Here is a 25,710-nt window from a genome sequence, read left to right on the forward strand (position 1 = left end):
TCTTTGTCCTGCTTCGTTTTTGATGCTTTCAATCTTGCCATTGTCTGCGTATTTTCTTAAAGTGTTTGGGTGCAATCCCAGTTGTTTAACTGCTTCTCGTAGTGGTACATAAGCCATACCACTATATTAGCATTTATGAGCATATGTAATCTATTGTTAGTAAATAACTAGCTATTGGCTAACCCTCAACCTTTATAGTGCCTTACGTCCTCATCTGGGTGCTAAAGGTTGTCGAATCAATGTCTCAGATGTCAAAGTCCAAGTTTCTCCAGAAAGTCCTTATTATTATCCCGATCTGATTGTCAGCTGTCATCCTCAAGACATTAAAGCCCAGAAATGGTGATCAGTCAGAATACTTAACCTCTCCTAGTTGGCAGTAATTTCATCTAACTTAGCGCGGACTGCTTGCATATCTTGCCACATTAACCATTTAGGCTTACCTACTTCCTTAGAAGGGTTACGCAGCAAATAAGAAGGGTGAAAAATCGGCATACACAAACGCCCATCCCACTCCATCCACTGACCGCGAATTTTCGTCATTCCTTGTTTATCGCCGGTGATACCTTTGACCGCAGTTGCACCAGTGAGTAAAATTATTTTCGGGTCAACAAGGCGAATTTGTTCTAACAAGTAGGGTTTGCAAGCCGCAATTTCATCAGGGGTGGGGACTCGGTTTTGTGGTGGACGACACTTATTAATATTGGCAATATATACATCACGTTCAGTACTCAGATTCACAGATGCTAATATTTTCTCTAGTAACTGTCCTGATCTGCCGACAAATGGTAAACCAGTTTCATCTTCACTTTGACCAGGGGCTTCACCTATGACCATAATTGGTGCTTGGAGATGACCACGCCCCACAACAGCATGAGTCCGACTGTCTCCCAAGGTACAACGGTGACAGTGATGACAATCCTGTGCCAACTCACTCATATTTGTGTATGTTACCGGTATCATGGGGATTTTTGCGTCTGTGGGAATTAAATCTCGGGGGTTCGAGTTGGGGTGGTCAAAAAGGTTGAGTTGGATGTCGCTGCTCATGAAAACCAAAATTTTAGGTTAGCAACAGATGACCCTATTGCTGGCTGATTCATGATATTACCATTTTCCAGTAGCGTTGATAAAACCCAACCCTAGCATCAAGTACTGACATCAATATAGAAATCCGGTTTGGTTTCTGAATTGATTTGTCTAGGTAGGGAACAGGGAACAGGGAACAGGGAACAGGTAAGAAGAATTGCCGTGTGTACTGAGTCTTGTTCAAAAATCAAATAGGAGTCCTATATATTAAAAATATTAATATATTGATCAACCGGCGGCTGTTTGTTGCAAAGATTATGAAGCATAGGGTAAACCTTGCCCTGGTGAATTGTTCAAGGGGAATAGATGACGATTAAGCGGTTAATTTTATTTTTTGTCCTCACACCGATAGCAGTCCTGTTGTCAGTCTCTTCTTTATTCGGCAGTTTACGAGAACCCCAGTTCCAGACAACTTTGGAACTGTACCAAACTAATATTGCACTCCAAGCGCAAACTTGGCAGCCAGAAGATAGTAATGACGATAATTTCTCAGCAATTAAACCGGCCATAGTGGGGGATAAACCTCTAGAAAGTGCTACCAAGCAATATCAGCAGGTGCGTGAGTCGGTTCAAGCGAATTGGGATAAGGTTCAAAACCAACTTGCTCAACCTCAGGCTATTCCCCTACCCCCTAAACCTTTAGGAGGGGAACCCCCCCAAACTCAGGCTGAGTCTCAGGACAAGGGGGAAAAGTTACAGCGCTCACTCAAACAACTACAAAAATTACGGGCTGACTTAGACCTACGTCTGGGAATTTTACAAGCAAAGCAAGGACAGACAGATACAGCCATCAAGACTTGGGAAGAATTGCAGCAAACCGGGGAAGTAAATCCAGTGCGGGAAACTGCTGCTGTGTTGACTGGGCTATGGAGTACTCCCCCCCGTGTCTTACCCAATGCTCAACAGCTGATTAATCAAAATTTAGATGGTTGGTTTCGCTCTACTGCTTTAATTCAACTGTATCAACTGCAACAACGACAGGCAGCTTTATCGGAAATTAGAGCAGAAGAACAAGAAGCTGCTACCCAGGCTGTGGCCAAACTAGCCCTAATTGGCACAATTCCCACGGTGACAGCATTAATAGGTCTAATATTACTGGTTTTCTTGATTGGTCAGCGTTTGCTCAAGGGGAAAGCTGCTTTATTGGCTCGCAATGCTGATTTATCTTGGTCAACGCCTTGGGGTGGAGAAACCATTTTACAAGTTTTTGTGGTGGGCTTTTTCTTTATGGGTCAAATCTTTGTGCCTCTGTTGCTATCCCTATTACCCATAGAGCGCCCTATTACCAATGTCCGCTTTCAGGCTTGGTCGGTGTTAGTTAGCTATATGATGGTGGCATCAGGTGCGCTGTTGGTGCTGTATTTATCGATTAAGCGTTTTTTGCCGCTCCCAGACCACTGGTTTCGCTTCCGGTTGCAGGATGGATGGTTTTTATGGGGATTTGGGGGTTATTGCGCGGCTTTGCCGATAGTGGTACTGGTGTCGTTGATTAATCAACAATTATGGCGGGGTCAGGGCGGTAGTAATCCCCTGTTACAACTAGCTTTGGAAAGTCAAGATAGTATGGCTCTGGGGCTGTTTTTTTTGACAGCTGCGATCGCCGCCCCCATTTTTGAAGAACTGCTGTTTCGCGGCTTTTTATTGCCTTCTCTGACTCGTTATGTACCTGTGTGGGGAGCAATTATTTTCAGTAGTTTGTTGTTTGCGATCGCCCACCTGAGTTTATCAGAAATTCTGCCTTTAACAGCTTTGGGTGTGGTTTTAGGGATAGTGTACACGCGATCGCGTAATCTCTTGGCACCTATGCTTGTCCATAGTCTCTGGAATAGTGGCACCCTACTGAGTCTCTTTATCTTGGGTAGTAGTAATTAATAATACATTGCTACACGGTTGATAATTTGTCAACGATTTGTTTTCATTTGCATATAGTAACTATTGCACACCAAAATTCCCCACTCAGTTACTAGGCTGATTAGCTAATGCCGTACTTATAGCAAATTTGTTTCCTGAATCATGAGGAAATAGCATCTACAAATAATATAAGTACTATGCATTAAGACTTCCCCCACAAAACACAGCTAACTGCAGTTTAACCCCATATCCTTATAGGGAATGGGGGTGGGTTTAACACAGGCTTGTGGTCTGGTAAACTTAACGAATTGTTAATGTTAATTACAATACCCTGCAAATATATTGATCTGTATTAAAGCCTTTTTCATACTCATGAATTACACACTACTTTGTTCCCTATTCCCTATTCCCTAAAACTAAAACTAAAACTAAAACTAAAACTAAAACTAAAACTAAAACTAAAACTAAAAAATTTTGTACCTCACGAGGATGGGAAATAGTATATGTTTTTAACTTTGTATTTAAAGTACACCAGTTAGGTTTAATTATGGATGTGGGAGCATGGTCTGACTAGCAAAAAATTCAAAATATATTTACTCAAAAAATATATTGGGTGATTTTAATATCAATTAAAATTCTAATTTTATATTCACTTTCGATCCGAATAGAACTAATATGGCAAATTTCAACACCACTCAACCAACTAAACAACTGATTGCTGGTTATTGCGGCATTATTTGCGGAGGATTTGGAGTTCATAAATTCGTTCTAGGATATACTCCAGAAGGCTGCATCATGTTGATTATAGCTTTAGTTGGAGGTTATTTTACCTATGGCATTAGTTTGTTAATTATGCAGCTTGTGGGTTTAATTGAGGGCATGATCTATTTAAACAAAACCTCTGAAGAGTTTGTTGATACCTACTTTGTGAATAAGCAGGGTTGGTTCTAGAAGTTGCTATTAGCCAGGGGAACTTATTTTTAGAGATATGCTAACAATTAAACGTAAATCTCTCACATGGGCGATGTTGCTAGTAGTGGGTATGGGCTACTTCAGCGCCGTATCTATTTTGGACATCAACTATTTTGGCAAGACTCTGATTGCTATGATGCCCATACAAGTGGTAGCTGTGATATATGTAACTTATATCAGAAAGAGTGGTACAAAAATTCAACATTAGCGCATAAGTTTAAAGCCTTTTTCATGCTAATGAAGTACACCCCAATTTTTTCCCTGTTCCCTATTCCCTGTTTCCTATTCCCTGTTTCCTAAAACTAAAACTAAAAAATTCTGTACCTCAAGAGCATGGGAAATGCTATATGATCATTGAAGTTCTGTCATATCTCCAAATTTCGCCTACGCTCAAAAGAGGGACGCTTTTATTAAGGCGTTGAATTTTCGTAGCCAACTCAACACTTGTCATGCAACTGACCCCGAAAACTCAGCTTACTCCAGAACGAAGCCCAACCTTAGAGAAAATTATCCTCGATGTGGGGGGGATGAAATGTGCTGGATGTGTAAGCGCTGTAGAGCGACAGTTAACCCAATATCCAGGAGTGAAAAGCGCCTGTGTGAACTTGGCTACAGAGGTAGCTGTGGTAGAGTCAGAACCTGGTGAAGTAGACCCGGACACACTAGCACAGCGATTAACATCAGCTGGATTTCCCTCTCAACCGCGTCAGACTAGGGGAAAAGTAGCTGGAGAAACTACCCTAGAACAAAAAGAAGCACAAAAGCGCCAAGAAATGCGTTCTTCATTCCAGCAGTTAATCATTGCTGGGGTGCTGCTGGTGTTGTCAGGAATCGGACATTTTGAGAATATCGGCCTGCCGATATTCTCAAAATTAAACAATATCTGGTTTCACTGTGGATTGGCAACAGTGGCCATAATCATTCCCGGCCGCCCTATTATAGTAGACGGTTGGCGGGGATGGCTGCGCAATTCGCCTAATATGAATACCCTGGTGGGATTGGGAACGCTGACAGCCTACACTGCTAGTTTAGTAGCGCTGCTATTCCCCAAAATGGGCTGGGAATGCTTCTTTGACGAACCAGTAATGATGCTGGGTTTTATCCTCCTGGGTAGGACTTTAGAGCAACAAGCCAGAGGAAGAGCCTCCGCAGCCTTTAGAGAATTGCTCACACTCCAACCTCAAGTAGGACGGTTGATTCTCAACCCAGACCCGGAAAAAATAGGTTTGGGAACCAATATTATGGAGATTCCCGCAGAAAAGGTGCGTGTTGGTGAATGGTTGCAAGTACTACCAGGAGATAAAATTCCTGTGGATGGTGAGGTGCGCTTTGGGCAAACAACGGTGAATGAGTCCATGCTCACAGGGGAAGCGGTACCAGTCATGAAGCAGCCCGGAGATATGGTAGCCGCAGGAACTATGAACCAGTCAGGAGCATTGGCTATAGTCGCCACTCGAACCGGTAGCGATACCACTTTGGCGCAAATCGTTACCCTAGTAGAAACAGCACAAACGCGTAAAGCGCCAGTGCAAAAGTTAGCCGATACGGTGGCGGGTTACTTTACTTATGGTGTGTTGACCGCCTCTGTATTGACATTTGTTTTTTGGTTCTTTTGGGGTACTCACATTTGGAGTGATGTGACTGTTTCTGGGGGTATGGAAATGATGAACCATTCCCAAATGTCTCATACAGAGGTCATGGATGGGGTTCCTACCCACTCCCCTCTCCTAACCAGCTTGAAACTAGCGATCGCCGTTATGGTTGTCGCCTGTCCCTGTGCTTTGGGACTGGCGACCCCGACAGCAATTCTTGTAGGAACCGCCATGGGTGCTGAACGGGGTCTGTTAATCAAAGGTGGTGATGTCTTGGAAACAGTGCACCAGTTAGATACTGTCGTATTTGATAAAACAGGCACTCTCACAACGGGTAATCCTACTGTAACAGATTGTCTACCCATGGGAGAATGGAAGTATGAAAAACCCTACTCTCTCCTGCAACTAGCAGCAGCAGTCGAAAATGGTACTTACCACCCCTTAGCTAAAGCCATTCAACAAGCAGCACGGGAGCAAAATCTATGTATTCCTGACGCTGTGGATTTTCATACAGAACCGGGATTGGGTGTATCTGCTATTGTAGAGGGTCTGTCTGTAATTTTGGGTAACTGCGCCTTCTTGAGTCAGCATGGGGTGACTTGGAGTGACGCAGCAGAACAGATGATCCCACAGCTAGCAGAAGATGGTAAAACAGTCGTGGGCGTAGCAGTTGGGGGAAATTTAGCCGGACTGATTGCTGTTCAAGACCCCCTGAGACCAGATGCTCAAGCCACAGTCAACCAGTTGCGTGATATGGGTTTACGGGTTATATTGCTCAGTGGCGATCGCTATGAAGCAGCTCAAGCCATAGCTCAACAACTAGGACTAGATGGCGCTGATGTGATGGCGGGGGTTCTCCCCAGTCAAAAAGCGGCTCTGATCCAAGAATTACAAACACAATCAGCCTCTAAAGTCGCCATGGTTGGCGATGGTATTAATGATGCTCCGGCTTTATCACAAGCAGATGTCGGCATTGCTTTATATTCGGGTACAGATGTAGCCATGGAGACGGCAGAAATTGTCTTGATGCGCGATCGATTAAATGATGTTGTCGCCTCAATTCAACTGAGTCGCTGTACTTTCAACAAAATCCGCCAAAATCTATTTTGGGCATTTGCATACAACACTATCGGTATTCCCTTAGCTGCGGGTGTATTATTACCCAGTTTTGGTTTTATCCTTAGTCCATCTGGGGCGGCAGCATTAATGGCTTTTAGCTCTGTGAGTGTTGTTACCAACTCAATCTTATTGCGCAATTGGTCATCAAAAATCAAACACTCATCACCCAAGTTAAAATAAGGGTTTGGTTGAAGTGCATTAAGATGATGAAAGTAGCAATTACAGGAGCAACAGGATTTGTCGGTAGTCGTTTGGTGGAAAAACTGCACAAAGAGGGTCATCAAATACTGGTGTTCACCCGCAACCCTGCTACAGCGGTCAAGGTTTTTCCCCCAGGGGCTTTTCCTCAAGTAGAAATTGTAGCCTATACCCCCACTGTGTCTGGTTCTTGGCAAGAAGCCATCAACCGTTGTGATGGTATAGTCAATCTAGCCGGAGAACCAATTGCGGAGGAACGCTGGACACCAGAACAAAAGCAGAAAATCCTCAATAGTCGCCAGCTAGGTACACAGAAAATTGTCGAAGCTATAGCTCAGGCTAATCCTCAGCCCTCTGTGTTAGTTAATGCTTCTGCTATTGGTTATTATGGCACGAGTGAAACCGCTACCTTTGATGAAACCAGTTCACCTGGTAAGGATTTTCTAGCTCAAGTCTGTGAAGCCTGGGAAGCAGAAGCCCAAAAAGTTGAAGATGCTGGTGTCCGCTTGGTTATTCTGCGTTTTGGCATCGTTTTAGGCAATGGTGGCGCTTTGGCTAAAATGATTACACCCTTCAAGCTGTTTACAGGTGGCCCCCTTGGTAGTGGTTGCCAGTGGTTATCGTGGATTCACTTAGATGATTTAGTAAATCTAATTTTGCAAGCTTTAACTAACCCGGGTATGAAAGGTGTGTATAATGCCACTGCTCCTCATCCTGTGCGGATGGCAGAGTTAAGCCAAACTTTGGGGGAAGTTATGCAACGTCCTTCCTGGTTACCCGTTCCTGGCTTTGCTCTGGAGCTGCTCTTAGGGGATGGAGCTATGGTAGTTTTGGAAGGTCAAAAAGTTATGCCTCAACTTACTTTAGAGGCTGGCTTTAAGTATCAATATCCTCAATTATTACCAGCATTGCAAGAAATTATTGGGTAGGTTCTCACACCGGAGAACAGAGGACTAATGTCCTCACTAAAAAACTGTTAATTAGCCTGAAATTTGCGGGAAATCCAACTAATTAAACCGCTAAGGATAGCGCCCCCCATCAGGATACCAATTGCTGGGTTAAACAGAGGTTGCCAAAGTTGATGCCATAAATCTAAACCGAGGTTGATTCCCGCAGCATCGCCAAAGGCGGCGATCGCTAACCAGCCAAAGCCAAATAAAACTAAGAATACATCAGCAACTAAAATCAAGTTTAGCCAGTTTAATAATTTATCTTTCATACTGAGAATTGGAGTAGAAAAACCGGGATGGACAAAAAGGGACTGGGAAGTTTTTTCCTCTCCCCTGGATCCTCCCCAGAAGTTTTCCTCTGGAGAGAAAAACCCGGGGGATCTGATTCCTAAATTTTAGGACTCAAATAGCCAGGTTTTAACTTTTGCCAAACTTTGCCAATCCGGTTTCCGGCTTAAACCATCGGCAATACTATCTTTAATATCGCTTTCCCATTCTGGGTTAACAAAAATTAACTGTTTGACAAAATCAATATGTTCTCGCAATCCTTTTTGACCTGTTTCCAGCATTGAAACCGCCAAATTAATTCTGGCTTGTGGGTCTTGTGGATTTAACTTCACCGCCTTGTTTGCTGCTTTGTAAGCCAAGTTGGGTTGATTTTCTAGCAAGTACAACCAAGCTAAACAAATCCAAGCAGAACTTGTTTTCGGGGCGCGATCGCACACTTCTTGAAATACTGGGATTAAAGATTCTGCTGCTTCACCAGCTTTATAGCGTTCCAATCCTGTATCAAACAGGAATTCAACTGTTTGAGCCATAGCAAATCAGTTAATAGTTATATAATCAATATTCAGTAGTTAGCCGTCAATAGTTATGAACAACTGACAACCAACCACTGACAATATTACACTCCAAACGACTTGCCGCAACCACAGGTTTGGGCTGCATTGGGGTTAGTAAATTGGAAACCACCACCAATCATGGCATCGCTATAATCAAGCATTAAACCATAGAGATATAATAGACTTTTGCGATCGCAAATAATTTTGAAGCCATCGTAATCAAAAACTTCATCATGAGGAGTGATTTTGCTGGTGTCCTCAAAGTCCATCATGTAAGACATCCCAGAGCAACCACCTTGACGAACTCCCACTCGTAAGCAAAGTTCTTCTCCTTGCTTTTCTTGCAAGGATTTAACCTGGCGCAAGGCTGCTTCACTTAGTTGAATTCCACGTTGTTGAGACTGAGTTGCTTGTGTCATGTTGCCGTTTCAACCCCTTTAATGGTATAATAAGTAACCTAATTAGGTTTTTGATAATTCTCGGATCACCATTGAGTTTTTGCTCTTATTGTAGCGAGACTGAGATCATTATTTGCCAAATTGTAAACAATTGGTCAAAAGTAGCCAAAACTTTTTATCCTAGAATTGAAGGATTGGGTATTTCCAGAGTTCGGCTCCTTATAACAACCATCAGTTGCAACTACTCTTCAGGTGTGGTCTTAGGAAGATTTTACCCAAGGCTAGCTCTTTCCCATAGTCTACTGCCAAATAGCTTCTTTTTGATTAATCTACTTTATGACAAGCTTTAATCGCTCTACCACTCGTCGGTTGAAAACATTAACTCAAATTCCTTCTGTATGGGAGGGCGATCGCCGTCCAATGTCATCATCGCCAACATCAGCTTCAGACTCCGAGAGCAACGGTGAATGTATTCTTTGGGTAGATGGTTCCCAAGGTGTGGTGCGGGGGATGGATGTAGTATCTCCTGAAATAGGTCCAGAAGCAATTGTTCGGACTTTAATGCGTGCAATGGAGCATCCCCATAGCCCTGGTAAACCAGCCAGACCCCAAAAGATTGTAGTTAAAGACCGAGAAATTCAGTTTTACCTGCGGGGTGTGCTGCAAGGCTTGGATATTAGCATTGATTACGTTCCCGAATTGCCCTTAATCGACGAACTCTTCCGCGGATTTACCGAAATACAGGATAACCAAGTTCCCGATTTACCTCCGCAATATGCACAAGTATTGCGTGATCAGGCCTTCGCTGTTTGGCACACTGCACCTTGGGAATTTTTAGAAGAACAACAAATATTATCAATAGAGATTAATAACTGGGATGTTGGTACACTCTACGTTTCCGTAATGGGGATGCTAGGGATGGAGTACGGTATTTTACTTTATCGCTCCGAAGATTCTCTGAGGCAGTTTCGGGCAGAAGTTTTAGAGGATGATGAATCACAAGCACATTTAGAAGAGGCTTTCCTCAAACAAGACTGTCTATTTCTGACTTTTGAAAGTGAAGATGAAGATGAAATGGATGGGGACGAGGATTTAAGCGATTTACCCATATCGGAAATTGAGCCTACTTTCGGTAATATCCACCCATTAGAAGGATTGCGGTCGGTTTTGTATGAAGAGGAAGCACTAGCAGTGTTTGTGGCTCTAGAGAGCCTGATCCGCTTTATCCGCGATTACCATAACCAGCTCGACACTGAAACTTTTCCTACCCTCAGCCGTCGCTATCGTATTTCTGTACCTAAATCCAATTCAGAATCAATTAAGTCTTTGTCTGTCACTGTCTCCACTATGCCCCAATTAGCAGCAGAATTAGAGGAAATGGCAGGTTGGGACATGGAAGAACTAGAAATGGGAGCCGAAGAATCGCCTGATTTTCCTGGCTTGCGAGATGATCTGATCCCACAAAATTCTTTTATCAGTCTGGGAGTAATCTCTTGGGAAATGTTAGACTCATTGCGTCAAGGAGTTCTAAATCATCAATCTGCTGAAATATCAAAAGTGGGTGATGGATTACCGGTAGTTTTAATTCAAACCTCACGACCCAAGGCTAAAACTCTCATTGAAAATATTGTCGCAGCAGGCGGACTCAAAGCCATTTGCTTTAATCCGGGTGCTGATCCTTTTGATGGCGATCGCTACGATTTAGGTTTGTTGCAAGCTGAAAATGGCGAATTCTTCTTGTTCGGTGAATTTTTAGATGATGATCCAACCCATGGAGAAGCCCGGAAAAAATGGGATGAGCGGTGTAAAAACACCAACGGCTACTGTGGTTTGATTATTGCCAAAGGAATAAAAGGATCTACGAGTCGCAACCCCCAATTAGGAGATATGATGGCTTTATTTGAAGCGCAATCACTTTCTCATCAAGCCTTAGGTTTTGGCACTCTGCAACTCATGCCTGAGTGAGAATTTGAATGAAACTTACCCAAGAATCAATAGCTAATTCCGCTACCAACTCAGTTACAATTTGTAAAGAAACTGAAAGGGTGAGATGGAATGCGCGTTGCAATTGTGGGTGCGGGACTGGCTGGGCTAGCAACCGCAGTAGATTTGGCTGATGCTGGTTGTGAAGTAGAGATTTTTGAGTCCCGCCCATTTGTTGGTGGTAAAGTCAGTAGTTGGGTAGATGAAGATGGCAACCATATTGAAATGGGATTGCACGTATTTTTTGGTTGTTACTACCAGCTATTTGATTTAATGGAGAAAGTGGGGGCATTATCCAATTTACGCCTGAAAGAACATACCCACACTTTTATTAATCAAGGGGGACGTACTGGTAGTTTAGATTTTCGCTTTATTACCGGTGCGCCTTTCAATGGATTAAAGGCATTTTTTACAACTTCTCAATTATCATTACAAGATAAACTACAAAATGCCATCGCCTTGGGTACTAGCCCCATCGTTCGCGGATTAGTAGACTTCAACGGGGCGATGAAAACTATCCGTAACTTAGATAAAGTTAGCTTTGCTGAATGGTTCCGCAGTCACGGCGGTAGTGAGGGTAGTATCAAACGGATGTGGAACCCCATTGCTTATGCTTTGGGATTTATTGATTGTGATCATATTTCCGCCCGTTGTATGTTGACAATCTTCCAGTTTTTTGCATCTAAAACTGAAGCCTCAATTATGCGGATGCTGGAAGGTTCCCCAGATGAGTATTTGCACAAGCCCATCCTCAAATATTTAGAAGCAAGAAACGTTAAAATTCATACTCGTCGCCAAGTCAGGGAAATTCAATTTACTCAATCAGGAGAACAAACTCAGGTGACTGGTATTGTAGTTGCCCAAGGTGACACCACACAAACCGTTACGGCTGATGCTTACCTCTGTGCTTGCGATGTCCCGGGGATTCAGCGTATATTACCCCAAGAGTGGCGTAAGTGGTCGGAATTTGACAATATTTATAAATTAGATGCAGTACCCGTGGCCACAGTACAGCTGCGATTTGATGGCTGGGTAACAGAACTCCAAGATGAAAACGAACGCAAACAGCTAAATCATGCCGCAGGGATAGATAATTTACTCTATACCGCCGATGCTGACTTTTCTTGTTTTGCTGATTTAGCCCTGGCTAGTCCCAGTGATTATTATCGCCCTGGACAAGGGTCTTTATTACAGTTGGTACTCACACCGGGAGATCCTTTTATTAAACAAACCAATGAAGCGATCGCCCAACACGTCCTCAAACAAGTTCATGAACTGTTCCCCTCATCCCGCGAACTGAATATGACTTGGTATAGTGTTGTAAAACTGGCGAAATCACTCTACCGAGAAGCACCAGGGATGGACCCTTACCGTCCTAACCAAAAAACCCCAGTGCATAACTTCTTTTTAGCAGGTAGTTATACTCAACAAGATTATATTGACAGCATGGAGGGAGCAACCATTTCTGGACGGCGTGCAGCAAAAGTGATTTTAGAGAACCTGAAACAATAAGCAAACGCACCAAGCAGAGGAATCAAAGAAAATGGCAGAGTGGTTAGAGCATAGTGTGCAGATTGAAGTCGATGCTCCCATAGAACTAGTATGGGGTCTGTGGTCTGACTTAGAGCAAATGCCCCGTTGGATGAAGTGGATTGATTCTGTCAGGATTTCCCCAGACAACCCCGACATATCTCTATGGAAACTTAGTACAGGGGGTCTGGAATTTAAATGGAAATCCCGGATGCTCAAGGTCGTCAAAGAGCAAATTATTCAATGGGAATCCGTTGATGGTTTGCCAAATCAAGGTGCCATCCGCTTTTATGACCGCCATGGTAGTAGTATTGTCAAAATGACGGTTTCCTATGCCATCCCTGGAATTATTGGCAAAATTATGGATAACTTGTTTTTGGGGCGGGTAGTTGAGTCTACCATTCAAGCTGATTTGGAAAGGTTCAAAGAATATGCTTTGAATGTTAAATCTCAAAGCTAACCACCCTGAGCAATTAAATACTATGGGGCGTTACACACCTTTGGTTTCGGTTGGTTTTGGTAGTGTACCCCCCGTAGTTTCATCAGCAATAATTATTGCTATAGCTTTATGATACCTAAATATTAAATGCTCACCTAACAAAATCAGGACAAAAAATTACCAAGTAGGGTCACCATACAAATTAATGATCATTTCTTCGCGCTCTGGTGACACTGACGAAATACAGGCGCGAATGACTTCGCCATCTTCTAGTTCAACAGTGCAAGCATGACAAGAACCCATGAGGCACCCGGTGGCAATAAACACCCCAGCCCGTTGCGCTACATCTAACAGCGGTTCTCCCACTTCGGCATTAACAGTCACATCATCTGGCAAAAAGCGGACGCGAATAGTCATGAACAATAATTTTAGTTAAGGTAAAATTGGCTCTAAGTTTAAATGGGTTTCAATTTCTGTAGCCAGAGAGTCTAAAATTTGTTCTCGATGTTCCTTGTAGTTAGCAACACCTGTAGGCAAAGATTTTAAACCTCGTTGTTGACGCAGGCGATTTAACCAAGCCCGTCGCCAAGGGCCATTATCAAACAGTCCATGGAGATATGTACCCCAAACAGATTGAGAGTTATCCACTAGTCCTAAATTAGCATCATCAAATAAATGATGGTATCCTGGGTTATCTTCTGATTGTTCTATGCGCGATCGCCCTTGGTGGATTTCAAAGCCATTCACCGGTAAACCCATTTGGGGATAATTGGAGCTAACTTGGCGCTGACGAGCAATTTTCTGTCCGGTAATTACAGTTCTAATGGGTAAAAGATTTAACCCCTGAAATCTACCAGCTTGTCCTTCTACTCCTTCGGGATCAGCGATAATTTGCCCTAGCATTTGATAGCCGCCACAAATACCTAACACTGTACCACCAGAAGCTGCATAGTTTTTAATTGCTTCCGACATACCCGTTTTATGCATCAGTAGCAAGTCGGTAATTGTGGTCTTTGTTCCTGGGATAATTACGGCATCTGGATGTCCTAAATCTTGCTTCATACTCAGAAATTTTACCGCAACACTCGGCTCCGACTCCAAGGGGTCAAAATCGGTAAAGTTAGCAATTCTGGGTAAGCGAATAACAGTGATATTCAGGTCAGTATTGGTTTTGTATGACTTACGTTCTAGTAGGTCTAGGGAGTCTTCGGCGGGAAAAATTTCTTGAAAATAAGGGATGACACCAATCACAGGAATGCCAATACGTTCTTCTAACCATTTTATCCCCGGTTGCAAAAGCGATCGCTGACCCCGGAATTTGTTAATTACTATACCTTTAATTAATTGACGTTCTTCTGGTTCTAGTAACTCCAGAGTTCCCACCACATGAGCAAAAGCACCACCCCGGTCAATATCAACTACTAATATAGTTGGTGCATTCAAATATTTTGCTATCCGCATATTAGTTAAGTCGCGGTGTTTGAGGTTAATCTCCGCCGGACTACCTGCACCTTCACAGACAAGCAAATCAAATTCTGTGGATAAATGTTTTAGAGACTCTTCTATTGCCTGCCAACCAATATTAAAGTATTGTTCATAATAATCTGAAGCTTTAACTTTGCCTACAGCTCTACCTTTGATAATCACTTGGGATGTCATATCCCCCTGGGGTTTGAGCAAAATCGGGTTCATTTCTACCCCAGGGACAACACCAGCAGCCCAAGCTTGTACTGCTTGAGCATAACCAATTTCTCCCCCATTGGCGGTGACATAAGCATTCAGAGCCATGTTTTGACCTTTAAAGGGAGCCACCCGGCAACCACGCCGCGACAGAATCCGACAAATAGCTGTACTTATCAGTGATTTCCCTGCGTGGGATGTTGTTCCCACTACCATAATTGCTTTCATAGTTCGTAATTAAAAGGGTAGTCGAAACCAGTAAACTACCGCATTATACAAGCGATCGCTCCAGGAAGCATTAGGCCAATTTTGGCCATGGAATTGTTCCACCAACAGATGACCTAGAGGAGTGAGGCGGAAACTATCCGTAATTCCCTGACCATCGACTTCTCGCCGCAAAATACCGACTTGAATCAGCCAGTTTAAAGCATCATCACAAGCCAATTCTGATAAAGGGCTTTTACTATAGCCATTCTGGACACCGTTTTCCATAGCGATGGCACTTAATGGTAAACTCTGCTGACGCATAGCTTGCAACAATACAAGATTAAAAGGAGAGCATATAAGCGATCGCCTAGCCCTGTCTACTGTACTACTGGTATAAGATAACGTTTTCTGGTTATTAGTCATTGGTCACTCCCCAATTTTGAGTACCATTTTTTTGAGTCAATTCCTTAAATATTGTAAATTATTGTAAAATTTCAAAGTCATCAATTTAAAACAGGAAAGGTTCATTATGCCTCTAGCAGTTGGTACGGATGCACCTGCATTTACCGTCAAAGATACTAACGGTAATACCGTTTCATTATCTGATTTTGCTGGGAAGACAGTTGTTTTATACTTCTACCCCAAAGATGACACCCCTGGTTGCACCAAACAAGCTTGTAGCTTCCGGGATGCTCAACCTGAATATTTAGGTAAAGATGTAGTGGTGCTGGGAGTCAGCGCCGATGATGAAGCCTCTCATCAGGCCTTTACCCAAAAATATAATCTCAACTTTCCTTTGTTGGCTGACACTAACCAAAGTTTAATCAAAGCTTATGATGTCGATGGCGGTGGTTACGCCAAGCGTGTTACCTACGTAATTGACCCTAACGGCAAAATCGTTCATGTTGACGCTAGTGTAAATACTACTACTCACGCCAGTGATGTTTTAGCCGCACTTGGTCTGTAGTTTTTAGATTTTGAATTAACCTTATACCCATAAGGTTAATTCAAATCCAATTTATGGTGATGGTGATTCAGTTCCTTCAGGTAAAACCGATGGTGAATCTGTGTTTGAGCGTTCCTGTTCTTGAAAAGCTTTTTGTTGTCTGGCTCTAAAGTCGGATGCTGCTGAGTCTATTTGTTGTTTTTGCTCATGAGCATTCCAGTTGACATTCCCCAAATTCGCCCGGTGAATAATATCAAACATATTTAAATCACCTGAGTTTGGGCTAGCTAAGGGGTCACTATTCTGGTTTGTACCACGATCTACAGAGTTAAATTGAGCCAGACTCGGTGGAGCCAGAAGCAAGGAAGCCAGGCTAATTCCTGCAACACTGAGCAGAGAAAATCGAGTAACTGATAAAAATGGTTTTTCCATGGAGTTTTGACTGTAAAATTACTATCAATAATTTAGCTGACTGAGCTTCTAGGCTAGAGTCCGCCGCAGTCGGGTTTGAATGCTCAATAAAGCCACCAACGCAAAGCCAAACAACACCAGGAGCGCTCCACCAAAGGTAACATTACCCCAAGGTGCTGACATGACTACACTATTTAGCCCCCAATCGCTGTGAAGATATAGGTAACGAATTGGTTCTATGGCAAAGCTCAGGGGGTTGAGGGTAGCGACAATTTGCAACCACCCTGGCATAAAGGATAAAGGAGCTAAGGCGGTACTGGCAAACAATAATGGTAGGTTGGTGACAAAAATAACCGCAATTAATTCAATGTGTCCAGGTAAGGCAAAGGCTAAACCCAGGGAAATGGCGGTTACACCCAAGGACAGCAGAAACACGATTAAGGCGATCGCACTCAAACCGGCGGCATCCGGTAACCCAGCCCCAAGAAAGGCTGCTGCTGCTACAATTACCGCTGCTTGTAGTAAACTTTGGCTAATGATAAAGATGGCGGAAGCAAAGACAATCGAAAACCGAGAAGCTAAAGGTGCTACCAGTAAACGATTTAAAAAGCCAAATTCCCGGTCAAACATCACCGGTAAACCAGCATTCAGAGCTCCAGCAAAGGCTGTAAACACAATTACACCAGCAGCCAGAAATTGACCGTAATTGCTCGTACTTCCAAACAAACCCTTGGGGGCATTTTGGAATAAAGCCCCAAATAGCACTAACCACATCACCGGCTGAATAATTCCAGCAACTAAGGTTGAGGGACGGCGTTGTAATTGAATAAACAAGCGACGAGTTAAAGCTAACGTCTCTTGTGCTAGTTCACCCAATAAATTGGGGGCAGTATTCACATCTAATTCTGGCGATGCTAATTGCTGCCAATTCATTTCAGATTTAGGGGTAACACTCATAGTAATTTAGGAATTAGGGGAAAAGCGGGAAGTTCCATGACCAATAACTATCTCATATTTTGCTTTTTCTCAGCCTTGAGATCGCGGGTGCTAACTGCAGCGAGTTCTGCATCCAGCAAAGTTCGCCCAGTGGCCGCGAGGTAAACATCATCTAGGCTGGGCCGAGATTGAGAAATACCAAATATCGGCAAGCCCACAGTGTTGAGGGATTCCTGTATGGTCATTAAGGCATCATTTTCCGGTGTTACTACCAAGTTGAGGGAATTACCTTGAGCGCTGTTAATAATTACTTCTTGGACAAAGGGTAAGTTGTGTAACACTTGTTTGGCTTTTTCGGCTTCTTCTGCTGGGGAAAATTCCCGGATGCGCAGAGTGATGCGATCGCCCCCAACTTGATCTTTTAATTGAGAAGGTGTACCCGCCGCAATCACCGTACCACGGTCAATAATAGCCACGCGATCGGCTAAGGCGTCGATTTCTTCTAAATAGTGACTGGTAATCAATACTGTTGTTCCAGAGGCGCGTAACTGGCGCAGAAATTCCCATACCACAAACCTGCTATCTATGTCAAGCCCCACAGTCGGCTCATCCAACACTAAAACATCTGGAGCATGGAGTAAACCCGCTGCTAAGTCTAGGCGCTTGCGTAAACCGCCGGAATAGGTTCCAGTCTTTTTATCGGCGTATTCCTGTAAACCCAGTAAACTTAACACCATATCAATCCGCTGTTTAGCCACAGACCGGGGGATATGATACAGCGCTGCTTGTAGTTGCAGTAGTTCCCGTCCAGTTAGAACCTTATCTAAAGCGACTTCTTGGGCCACATAACCCAGTTTTTGGCGAGCGATTTTCGGGTTCTCCGTCACCGATATACCAGATACTTCGATTTTGCCAGCATCCGGTGTCGTCAGAGTACATAAAGCTCGCAGAGTCGTAGTTTTACCCGCACCGTTAGGACCGAGTAAACCAAAGATTTCCCCCGGTTCCACCTGAAAGGATACATCTTTGACTGCGACTACTTTACCGTAACTCTTTTGTAGTTTTTCAATTAAAACGGCAGGAGCCATGACAGCTTAAACTCTAACTATACAAATCTCAACAAATTCTATTTCTATTGTAGATGAGTAGTGAGAGGTCAGGCGATCGCTTGGTTACCTTCCATCACTTTATCACTCCCCATACTGTCCCCCAGTCACCTTACCGCGAAACACAATGTACTGGTAAAGGTTGTAAAACAACATCACCGGAATCAGAAACCCGATAAAAATAATCATAATTACCAGGGAACTCGGATCAGCCGCAGCCTGATAAATGGTAATTTGATTAGGAATAATATAAGGAAAAACAATTAATCCCAACCCCAAAAAAGTCAGCACAAATAAAAGAATAGTCCAGACAAAAGGCGCTCTTTCCTCTCTCAGGTTGAGACTCTTGAGAAGTTGCCAAATTAGCAGCACTCCCAACACAGGGATCACAGCAAAGATATATACTAGTGGTTGTTGAAATAAGCGTGCTCTGGCATTTTCATAAATAATTGGTGTGCTAATGGTGATGAAAATAGCGCCTATTAAAGTCGTCCAAGCCGCAATTTTAGCAGTTTTAAAATGAGTAGCTTGTAATTCTCCTGTAGTCTTCCACACCAGATAAGTCGAACCAATTAACACATAGGCTTGAATCAAAGTTAAAGCCACCAACACAGAAGGAATGCTCAACCAGTCCCAGGTTGTACCAATAAAGTGTCCAGCTTCATCAACTTTAATTCCCTTGAGTACCGCACCCAAAGCAAAACCTTGACCGAGCGCGGCGGTAAAACTCCCAGCACCAAAGGCAAAATTCCATAAAAACTTGCGGTTGGATAACTCCCGAAATTCAAACGCCACACCCCGGAAAATAAACCCAAACACCATAGTCAGAATGGGAATATACAAGGCGCTTAAAATTGTGCCATAAGCCAAGGGAAACGCACCGAACAGACCCCCTCCCATTAAAACTAGCCAGGTTTCGTTTGCATCCCAAATATTACTGAGACTAGTCATTAAAATCCCCCGGCGTTCCTCGTCGGAAGAGGTGAGAGATAGTATCCCCACCCCTAAATCAAAACCGTCTAGCATGACGTAGAGGAACAGGAACAAAGCCAAAATTACAAACCATACTTGGGGGAGAAAATACTGGAGTGTCTCCATATAATTAACTCTTGAGATTGGTTGCTAAATTAGAGGTTGTTTGATAAGTCATGATTAGTGTATCAACTATTGTTTGACCCCACCCTCACCTTTCCCTTTATAAGGGAAAGGAGATTGGATTTGATTGTTTCGGTTCCCCATTCCCCATTCCCCATTCCTCATTCCTCATTCCCTGTTCCCTGTTCCCTAAGATAAAAATTACCTGTTTAATACTTTCCAAACATCCTCTTAGAGGTTGTGGAATTTTCTGATTATTGTTGTGCTTCTGCGGGACGTTCATCGGGTAGAAACTCCCCAGGGGTGGTTTCTACTGCGGGTTGAGTAATTTCTAGTCCTGGAACTGCTAAATCTAGATTTGGACCTTGACGAATTATGCGACTACCAAAGTACAAAGCTGCAATAAATAACAGAGTGTAAACTGTAGCAAAGCTGCTGAGTGAAACTAAAACATTACTAGCAGGTATATGAGAAGCAGCATCAACCGTGCGGATTTGTCCGTAAAGTGTCCAAGGTTGTCTTCCTACACAGCGCACAATCCACCCCGACTCTACGGCGATGTATCCTAGAGGTGCAGCCAATATCCAACCCCGCAACAACCAGGATTGCTGGGTAATGTTTTCTACTGAAAGTTTACCCCGTAACCATTGTAATGTACTGAAGAACATTAAACCGGCTAAGAAAAAGCCAATGGCGATCATGGTGCGGAAGGCGTAATAAATTAAACCAACCATGTGGGGACGATCCTCTGGTTTCCACTCTTTTAATCCCCGTACCGGTTCGGAAAGATTTCTCTTAAATTCCAGAATGTAACCCAGAGCGTTAGGAACGGTGATTTCCCAGTCGTTTTTTTGGGCTTTTTCGTTGGGTATGGCTAGCAAACTCCAGTCAGCAGGTTGTCCCGCTGGTGAAGATTCCCATTGGGCTTCCATGGCTGCGAGTTTCGTGGGTTGATAGTGATACACTTGCTCGCCGCTGAGGTGTCCGATGTATATTTGTAATGGTGCCACTGCGATCGCAGCTGCTAAGGCAATCTTAAAAGACTTAGAAAAGAAATCCGGCTGACGTTGCTTTAAAATATACCAAGCGCTAATTCCCCCAATCACAAATAAAGAGGTTTCCAGTGTCGCAAAAAACATATGCAGCACACTGTTAACCATAAAGGGATTTAAAATCGCTTGAAAATAATCACTGACAATAAATTTACCATCCACCATTTCCCCACCTGCGGGGGTTTGCATCCAGGAGTTTGCTGTCAAAATCCACAGGGTGGATAAGTTCGCACCTACAGCTACCAAAATTGTGGAAAGATAGTGAATGGCGGGATTGACACGCTCCCAGCCGAATAACATAATCCCTAAAAATGCAGCTTCTAGCATAAACGCCCAAGAAGCCTCAAAACCAATAACACTACCAAAAAAGTTACCCACGGCTTCCGAGAATGGTCCCCAATTGGTGCCAAACTGAAATTCCATGGGTATACCCGTTGCTACGCCAATACCAAAGTTGAGGACATAAAATTTAGACCAAAACCGAGCGTGAAGGTAATAATCAGGATTGCGAGTTTTTAGCCATACTCCTTCAACGATCACCAGATAAATCCCCATACCCGTTGTTAGGACAGGCCAGAGCATATGGAATAGTGCAGTTAATGCAAATTGCATCCGTGATAACACCACAGAATCAGATAAAAATTCCACGATTTATCTCCCTGAGTTAGCCATATCACTTAGGATACACTTTTTGGCTAAAATGTAAATATAGTTACTAAAAATATAGTCAAATATTTCTAGCTTGGTAAGGTCTTACACCTTACAGGGCTAACTACAAGCCGCACTATTCGGTTTCTAATCTGAGATAGATTTCCGAACTACTTTTACCTTTTTTCAGTTCTGATTTGATTAGCTACTCTTGAAAATGTTTTATTTCGTCTAATTTATAGGATTTCCTGCCACACAGGAGCTATGGTTAGGTTAATTCTAACTCTCCGCACTCTCAGATCAGGACTTTCACCACTTTCCAAGGATCTACGCTTCCTGAACTCAAGACTAATATATCACATTCACATCTTGCATTACAATATAATATAGGCAAAAATTCATGATATTTTTGTGCTATAGGTGTTAATATTTGAATATATCTGATTATATTTTTGTTATTTAAACCTAATACTCAAAAACTGACTTTCTAGGCTTATTAGTATATATAATTACTTGCGCATGATTTGTAGACCTTGATATTCATCGATATGTCAAGTATAAAGTATACACCACATACTAGTAAAGTATATTAGCTAACAATAAAATTTCAAGTATAAAGTATTGAGCCTGCATAGGCAGGCTTTTTGCTGTAACCTCAGAGAATATCTGACGCAATCACCGAATATCTTAACTTACCAAATCCGGGAAAACTTCTTGCACAGCTGGATGTACTAAGCGGTGATTTTGCACATTTAACCCTTTAGCTAAGGCTGGGTTAACTTCCAGGGCTTTAATACCTAAATTTGCTAATTGCACAACATAAGGTAATGTACTATTATTAAGCGCTTGGGTAGCCGTCCAAGGTACTGCACCCGGCATATTGGGAACCCCATAATGTACCACACCTTCTTCTATGTATACAGGATTGGTGTGTGAGGTCACGTGTAAAGTTTCTACACAACCGCCTTGGTCAACTGCAACATCTACAATTACCGTACCGGGACGCATTTGTTGGACAAATTCACGGGATACTAGTATGGGCGCTCTGCGTCCGGGGACTAAAACAGCACCAATGAGTAAATCAGCTTCTTTGATAGCAGCTTGGATATGGGCTGAGTTGCTGTATAGTAGTTCCACTCTAGAACCAAAAGAGGTTTCTAAGTAAGATAAGCGCTCGACATTCACATCCAATATTTGCACAGCAGCACCCATACCCACAGCAATTTTAGCCGCTTCTGTACCCACAATGCCGCCGCCTAAAATTACTACTTTTCCTGGTTTGACCCCAGGGACACCGCCTAAGAGAACTCCTCTACCACCTTGCTGGCGTTCTAGAAATCTGGCTCCGAATTGTACTGCTAGGCGACCCGCAATAATGCTCATGGGACTGAGCAAGGGTAGTTTATTTGCACCGGTTTGTTCTACGGTTTCGTAAGCGATCGCACAAGTGCCACAATCAATTAAATGCTCAGTTAAACTGCGATCGGCGGCTAAATGCAGATAAGTAAATAATATCTGCCCTTTTTGTAAAAACTTATACTCATTTGTCAAAGGTTCTTTGACTTTGACAACTAAGTGCCGATTCCATGCTGCTTCCGCTGTGCAAACAATCTCAGCCCCAGCCTCTTGATAGTCCTCATCTGTAAATCCCGCACCACTACCCGCTTGACTCTGAACAAAAATGGTATGGCCATTTTCTCTCAGTACCCGCACACTAGAGGGACTTAACCCTACCCGAAACTCTTGATCCTTAAACTCCCGAGGAACGCCGATTTCCATGTTCCGCCTCTAATGATTTTTTTTGTTCAACTTTAGCCTGCTCAGACTTGCACTTCCGTATTAGGGATAGCTAATTACTCAGCTAGGTGATCAAACTCCTGCCCTTGACTATTCCCCCAATATTTCTACAATATATAAAAAATAATTACAAATTGTTAAAATAGGATTGTACGGTTTCCTATTTGGAAGCTGTAGCAGATTCGGGGATTTATGCACCACCATTACTACCACCAGTTACCAATCATCTGGGGGTCAGGTTCTCCAAGTTTTAAATTCAGTGTGGTGATCAATGCCATCTGAAAGTTTGATAATCCTTTACTGTTCACTGTTTTAACTCCCGCCAAAAAGAGGTTTCTAGAAAATGTCACAATCACAACCAACAATTACCCCCAAATTAGAAGAGCCTAAGTTTGGCTTTAATGAATATGCTGAACGCTTAAACGGACGAGCAGCAATGATTGGCTTTTTATTGATGGTGGTGATTGAGTACTTCACTAACCAAGGTGTGCTATCATGGCTAGGCCTGAAATAGTGGGACTACAAAATATAAAACTTCCGGTTGTAAGCTAGTAATTAGAAGTGTTTTAACCAGCTAGTTGTTTTAGCTGGTTTTGACCGTATCTGTACCTAATAGCATACCCGCTTGCAGAACTTGCCATCTATGGCGCAAAAAAAAATCTAGTCAGCTAGATGCCTATCGTCACAATGGCAGTTAATGTGTAAGTTATTCTTGATCAAGTTAAACCTCAGGTAATCTGGACAAACCAAGCTGTGATGAATGCTGTATTACCTCGTTTTTTAAAGTCAGCCTACAGAAAAGATCCCATCATCAGCGTATTGATGACCATAGGCGTGGTAGATGCCCTGATTGGTGGACTAGATGATAGTTGGTCATTATTTGCTGTGGGTCTGGGAACTGCTGGGATTAGTCTAGCTTTTAAGTTATGGCGTATCCAGCAACGACAACCCCTACCAGATGCAGCGGAAGTACAACATTATTTACCTCCCCAATCCTCTAGTAGTACTCTACCGGTTATGACTGTTTCTCAGAAAAAACCACGCCGATAATTAACGCCTAATTGTTCTGAATTAGCTGCTGTAGTTGTTGTTGCAAAGCCGGGTCTTGCTGAACGGCGATAAATATCTCATTAAAGCGGTTGAGTTCTAGACCCCCAGCCTGCACAGCTTCCTGCTGTTGCAACACGGTTTCCTCTTGGATTGACTGAACCTGGGCTGTTACTTGGTTAAAAGACTGTTGCTCCTCTTGAGTAGCTGGTGAAGACGGTTGAGTACCGGGTGTTTGTTGTGCTTGGGACAGCTCTTGAAATCTCTCTACGCTTAGAGGTGATTGCTCAATAATTTGTAGACTTCTCTGTTGCCCTGTTTCGGCAATTTCCTGTAACCTGGGGAGAATGCTGGCAAATTTTTGCAGTTCTTCCTGGCTGACAGTAGTTTGTCCTTGAGACTGTTGAAATTGTTCCGAGATCCCTCTAGACAGTTGAGTTTGAGGTCTTGATTCTGGAGTTTGTGCAAGAGCTGAAAGATTACCTGCAAGCAAAAAAAACAAAACTGAGCTACCTTTAAAAATTTGCTTTAACATACTGACTGACTCCGTAAAAATTACTAACCTTGCTCATGCAAGGAATCCGATTCCTCTTCCCAGATGTATTCAGCAATTGATGTGATAGCAAATACAAGGTATCACTGATATATAGACAGATGGGTGTACATCATGAATATCAGTTGTCGTTTAGCTTAATACATCTTGACCAATGTCTTCAAGATGACAGAGAAAGGTCTTTCGGTGAGGAGTATAAGGTTTAAATGATCAAAATATAATCAGATATAGTCAGATGTAATCATTTATGGGATATTTTGGGAATGAAACTATCTGACTACGCTAAATCAAAGGGAATAAGTTACCAGACTGCTTGGAGGATGTGGAAACGTGGTGAACTTAAAGCTACTCAGCTTCCTACAGGTAGAGTCATCGTTGATGTACAAAAAACCTTTGAATGAGTTGTGATTTATACCAGAGTATCTAGTGCAGAAAATAAAAGCAATTTAGACGGTCAAGCATAAAGGCTTGTACGCTTTCTGTGGGAGAATCTATGGTCTAAGAAGAAGGAAAAGAAAAACACAAGTGCATTCTTAAATGCCTGGAGTCAGAATGCGATTAGTTGAACGACACATAATCAAAGGAAATAACAAGTGGTTTGGGGTGATTGATCAAATGTCTTTTTTATCAAAAAACCTATTCAACTGTGCTGTTTATTTATGTCGTAAAGCCTTTTTCAATAGTCAACCAATACCAACTTTCAATCAAATATACCACTCACTTAAAAACAGTGATGATTACAAAGCCTTGCCCAGCAAAGTTGCTCAACTGGTATTTAAACAAGTCGATAAATGCTTTAAATCCTATCAAGAAGCCAAAAAAGAGTATAAGTTAAATCCTGATAAGTTTTTAGGTGAACCCAAGTTACCCAAGTATAAACATAAGCAAGAAGGGAGAAATATCTTAACCTTTAACAATCAGGCTTTTTCTAAAAAAGCCTTAAAGCAAGGTTTAATTTCTCCTTCTGGGTTGTCATTGCTCATCAAAACCAAGCTTACTCAAATTCAAGAAGTCAGGATTATTCCCAAAAATAATGCCTACATTGTCGAAGCAGTTTATGAGCAAGAAGAAACCTCCGTCACAACTAATAACAGAATAGCAGCAATTGATATAGGCTTAAATAACTTAGCCACTGTTAGTAGTAATTGTCACGACTTCAAACCTTTTATTGTTTGCGGCAAAGCTATTAAATCCTGTAATCAGTTTGACAACAAAGTTAAAGCTAGTCTTCAATCTCAGTTACCTAAAAATCAAAAAACTTCTAGAAAAATAGAA

General features: G+C 42.6%; 28 protein-coding genes and 1 pseudogene. 14 read left to right on the forward strand and 15 right to left on the reverse strand.

Annotated elements, in window-relative coordinates; genetic code table 11:
• Window positions 1-117: MerR family DNA-binding transcriptional regulator (locus tag PN447_RS18630; protein WP_334311092.1), on the reverse strand; the 117-nt coding region annotated here is incomplete at its 3' end.
• A gap of 61 nt (window positions 118-178) precedes the next feature.
• Between PN447_RS18630 and PN447_RS11455 the strand changes: the two are divergent.
• Window positions 179-340, forward strand: a pseudogene (locus tag PN447_RS11455) (Uma2 family endonuclease); the annotation flags it as partial.
• Window positions 341-366: 26 nt separating this feature from the next.
• Here PN447_RS11455 and PN447_RS11460 read toward each other — a convergent pair.
• On the reverse strand, window positions 367-1,044 hold the full coding sequence (locus tag PN447_RS11460; protein WP_271763160.1) for a uracil-DNA glycosylase: 678 nt from the start codon (window positions 1,042-1,044) through the stop codon (window positions 367-369).
• A 345-nt stretch (window positions 1,045-1,389) separates the two neighbouring features.
• Here PN447_RS11460 and PN447_RS11465 point away from each other — a divergent pair, with 345 nt between their 5' ends.
• The 5 genes from PN447_RS11465 (at window position 1,390) to thyD (ending at window position 7,744) form a co-directional block, all read left to right on the forward strand.
• Window positions 1,390-2,955: a type II CAAX endopeptidase family protein gene (locus PN447_RS11465; RefSeq protein ID WP_271763161.1), complete on the forward strand. Its 1,566-nt coding sequence runs from the start codon at window positions 1,390-1,392 to the stop codon at window positions 2,953-2,955.
• Between the two features lie 654 nt (window positions 2,956-3,609).
• Window positions 3,610-3,885 carry a TM2 domain-containing protein gene (locus tag PN447_RS11470; protein WP_271763162.1) on the forward strand — a complete coding sequence of 92 codons (276 nt, stop codon included), beginning with the start codon at window positions 3,610-3,612 and terminating at the stop codon, window positions 3,883-3,885.
• A gap of 37 nt (window positions 3,886-3,922) precedes the next feature.
• A complete protein-coding gene (locus tag PN447_RS11475; RefSeq protein ID WP_271763164.1) occupies window positions 3,923-4,114 on the forward strand; it encodes a hypothetical protein in 192 nt (63 codons plus the stop codon).
• Between the two features lie 241 nt (window positions 4,115-4,355).
• A complete protein-coding gene (locus tag PN447_RS11480; RefSeq protein WP_271763165.1) occupies window positions 4,356-6,797 on the forward strand; it encodes a heavy metal translocating P-type ATPase in 2,442 nt (813 codons plus the stop codon).
• A gap of 26 nt (window positions 6,798-6,823) precedes the next feature.
• Window positions 6,824-7,744 (forward strand): thylakoid membrane protein ThyD, encoded by a 921-nt coding sequence (gene thyD, locus PN447_RS11485; protein ID WP_271763186.1) that lies wholly within the window; start codon window positions 6,824-6,826, stop codon window positions 7,742-7,744.
• Between the two features lie 47 nt (window positions 7,745-7,791).
• Here the strand turns inward: thyD and PN447_RS11490 are convergent, their stop codons facing one another.
• From PN447_RS11490 to PN447_RS11500, 3 genes are all read right to left on the reverse strand, one after another.
• Complete coding sequence (locus tag PN447_RS11490) at window positions 7,792-8,034, reverse strand: hypothetical protein (RefSeq protein WP_271763167.1); 243 nt, start codon at window positions 8,032-8,034, stop codon at window positions 7,792-7,794.
• A 126-nt stretch (window positions 8,035-8,160) separates the two neighbouring features.
• On the reverse strand, window positions 8,161-8,583 hold the full coding sequence (locus PN447_RS11495; RefSeq protein WP_271763168.1) for a tetratricopeptide repeat protein: 423 nt from the start codon (window positions 8,581-8,583) through the stop codon (window positions 8,161-8,163).
• Window positions 8,584-8,669: 86 nt separating this feature from the next.
• Window positions 8,670-9,026 carry an iron-sulfur cluster assembly accessory protein gene (locus PN447_RS11500; RefSeq protein WP_271763169.1) on the reverse strand — a complete coding sequence of 119 codons (357 nt, stop codon included), beginning with the start codon at window positions 9,024-9,026 and terminating at the stop codon, window positions 8,670-8,672.
• Between the two features lie 315 nt (window positions 9,027-9,341).
• On the opposite strand from PN447_RS11500, the gene PN447_RS11505 reads away from it, so the two are divergent.
• From PN447_RS11505 to PN447_RS11515, 3 genes are all read left to right on the forward strand, one after another.
• Entirely contained in the window at window positions 9,342-10,970 is a 1,629-nt protein-coding gene (locus tag PN447_RS11505; protein WP_271763171.1) for a DUF6930 domain-containing protein, read from the forward strand.
• 90 nt (window positions 10,971-11,060) lie between these two features.
• On the forward strand, window positions 11,061-12,500 hold the full coding sequence (gene zds / locus PN447_RS11510; protein ID WP_271763172.1) for a 9,9'-di-cis-zeta-carotene desaturase: 1,440 nt from the start codon (window positions 11,061-11,063) through the stop codon (window positions 12,498-12,500).
• Between the two features lie 31 nt (window positions 12,501-12,531).
• A complete protein-coding gene (locus PN447_RS11515) occupies window positions 12,532-12,978 on the forward strand; it encodes an SRPBCC family protein (protein WP_271763173.1) in 447 nt (148 codons plus the stop codon).
• A 156-nt stretch (window positions 12,979-13,134) separates the two neighbouring features.
• Here PN447_RS11515 and PN447_RS11520 read toward each other — a convergent pair whose 3' ends face one another.
• Genes PN447_RS11520 through PN447_RS11530 form a run of 3 tightly spaced genes read right to left on the reverse strand, consistent with a single transcriptional unit; the run spans window position 13,135 to window position 15,267 of the window.
• Window positions 13,135-13,374, reverse strand: a complete 240-nt coding sequence (locus PN447_RS11520) for a 2Fe-2S iron-sulfur cluster-binding protein (RefSeq protein ID WP_271731023.1) — start codon at window positions 13,372-13,374, stop codon at window positions 13,135-13,137.
• Between the two features lie 15 nt (window positions 13,375-13,389).
• A complete protein-coding gene (gene cobQ / locus PN447_RS11525; RefSeq protein ID WP_271763174.1) occupies window positions 13,390-14,865 on the reverse strand; it encodes a cobyric acid synthase CobQ in 1,476 nt (491 codons plus the stop codon).
• A gap of 9 nt (window positions 14,866-14,874) precedes the next feature.
• Window positions 14,875-15,267, reverse strand: a complete 393-nt coding sequence (locus PN447_RS11530) for an Npun_F0494 family protein (protein ID WP_271763175.1) — start codon at window positions 15,265-15,267, stop codon at window positions 14,875-14,877.
• 106 nt (window positions 15,268-15,373) lie between these two features.
• Here PN447_RS11530 and PN447_RS11535 point away from each other — a divergent pair, with 106 nt between their 5' ends.
• Window positions 15,374-15,811, forward strand: a complete 438-nt coding sequence (locus PN447_RS11535) for a peroxiredoxin (RefSeq protein WP_271763176.1) — start codon at window positions 15,374-15,376, stop codon at window positions 15,809-15,811.
• Window positions 15,812-15,862: 51 nt separating this feature from the next.
• On the opposite strand, the gene PN447_RS11540 is transcribed toward PN447_RS11535, so the two are convergent.
• The 6 genes from PN447_RS11540 to ald all read right to left on the reverse strand — a co-directional run bounded on the left by PN447_RS11540 (window position 15,863) and on the right by ald (window position 22,817).
• A complete protein-coding gene (locus tag PN447_RS11540) occupies window positions 15,863-16,222 on the reverse strand; it encodes a hypothetical protein (protein ID WP_271763177.1) in 360 nt (119 codons plus the stop codon).
• Window positions 16,223-16,270: 48 nt separating this feature from the next.
• Window positions 16,271-17,158 carry an ABC transporter permease gene (locus PN447_RS11545; protein WP_271763178.1) on the reverse strand — a complete coding sequence of 296 codons (888 nt, stop codon included), beginning with the start codon at window positions 17,156-17,158 and terminating at the stop codon, window positions 16,271-16,273.
• Window positions 17,159-17,205: 47 nt separating this feature from the next.
• On the reverse strand, window positions 17,206-18,225 hold the full coding sequence (locus PN447_RS11550; protein ID WP_271763179.1) for an ABC transporter ATP-binding protein: 1,020 nt from the start codon (window positions 18,223-18,225) through the stop codon (window positions 17,206-17,208).
• A gap of 102 nt (window positions 18,226-18,327) precedes the next feature.
• Complete coding sequence (gene cydB / locus PN447_RS11555) at window positions 18,328-19,341, reverse strand: cytochrome d ubiquinol oxidase subunit II (RefSeq protein WP_200987294.1); 1,014 nt, start codon at window positions 19,339-19,341, stop codon at window positions 18,328-18,330.
• A gap of 251 nt (window positions 19,342-19,592) precedes the next feature.
• On the reverse strand, window positions 19,593-21,038 hold the full coding sequence (locus PN447_RS11560) for a cytochrome ubiquinol oxidase subunit I (protein WP_271763180.1): 1,446 nt from the start codon (window positions 21,036-21,038) through the stop codon (window positions 19,593-19,595).
• A 687-nt stretch (window positions 21,039-21,725) separates the two neighbouring features.
• Window positions 21,726-22,817 carry an alanine dehydrogenase gene (ald, locus tag PN447_RS11565; RefSeq protein WP_271763182.1) on the reverse strand — a complete coding sequence of 364 codons (1,092 nt, stop codon included), beginning with the start codon at window positions 22,815-22,817 and terminating at the stop codon, window positions 21,726-21,728.
• Between the two features lie 361 nt (window positions 22,818-23,178).
• On the opposite strand from ald, the gene PN447_RS11570 reads away from it, so the two are divergent.
• Together PN447_RS11570 and PN447_RS11575 are read left to right on the forward strand one after the other, a co-directional pair.
• On the forward strand, window positions 23,179-23,349 hold the full coding sequence (locus PN447_RS11570) for a chlorophyll a/b-binding protein (RefSeq protein WP_271731036.1): 171 nt from the start codon (window positions 23,179-23,181) through the stop codon (window positions 23,347-23,349).
• Between the two features lie 242 nt (window positions 23,350-23,591).
• Window positions 23,592-23,885 carry a hypothetical protein gene (locus PN447_RS11575; protein ID WP_271731577.1) on the forward strand — a complete coding sequence of 98 codons (294 nt, stop codon included), beginning with the start codon at window positions 23,592-23,594 and terminating at the stop codon, window positions 23,883-23,885.
• Between the two features lie 7 nt (window positions 23,886-23,892).
• Here PN447_RS11575 and PN447_RS11580 read toward each other — a convergent pair whose 3' ends face one another.
• Window positions 23,893-24,417, reverse strand: a complete 525-nt coding sequence (locus PN447_RS11580; RefSeq protein ID WP_271763183.1) for a DUF4168 domain-containing protein — start codon at window positions 24,415-24,417, stop codon at window positions 23,893-23,895.
• Window positions 24,418-24,698: 281 nt separating this feature from the next.
• Here PN447_RS11580 and PN447_RS11585 point away from each other — a divergent pair, with 281 nt between their 5' ends.
• Both PN447_RS11585 and PN447_RS11590 read left to right on the forward strand, forming a co-directional pair.
• Entirely contained in the window at window positions 24,699-24,836 is a 138-nt protein-coding gene (locus tag PN447_RS11585; protein WP_271763184.1) for a hypothetical protein, read from the forward strand.
• 214 nt (window positions 24,837-25,050) lie between these two features.
• The coding region (locus tag PN447_RS11590) for a transposase (RefSeq protein ID WP_271763185.1) at window positions 25,051-25,710 on the forward strand (660 nt) is incomplete at its 3' end.

Source organism: Anabaena sp. CS-542/02 (genome assembly GCF_028331085.1).
Lineage (GTDB): Bacteria > Cyanobacteriota > Cyanobacteriia > Cyanobacteriales > Nostocaceae > Anabaenopsis > Anabaenopsis arnoldii.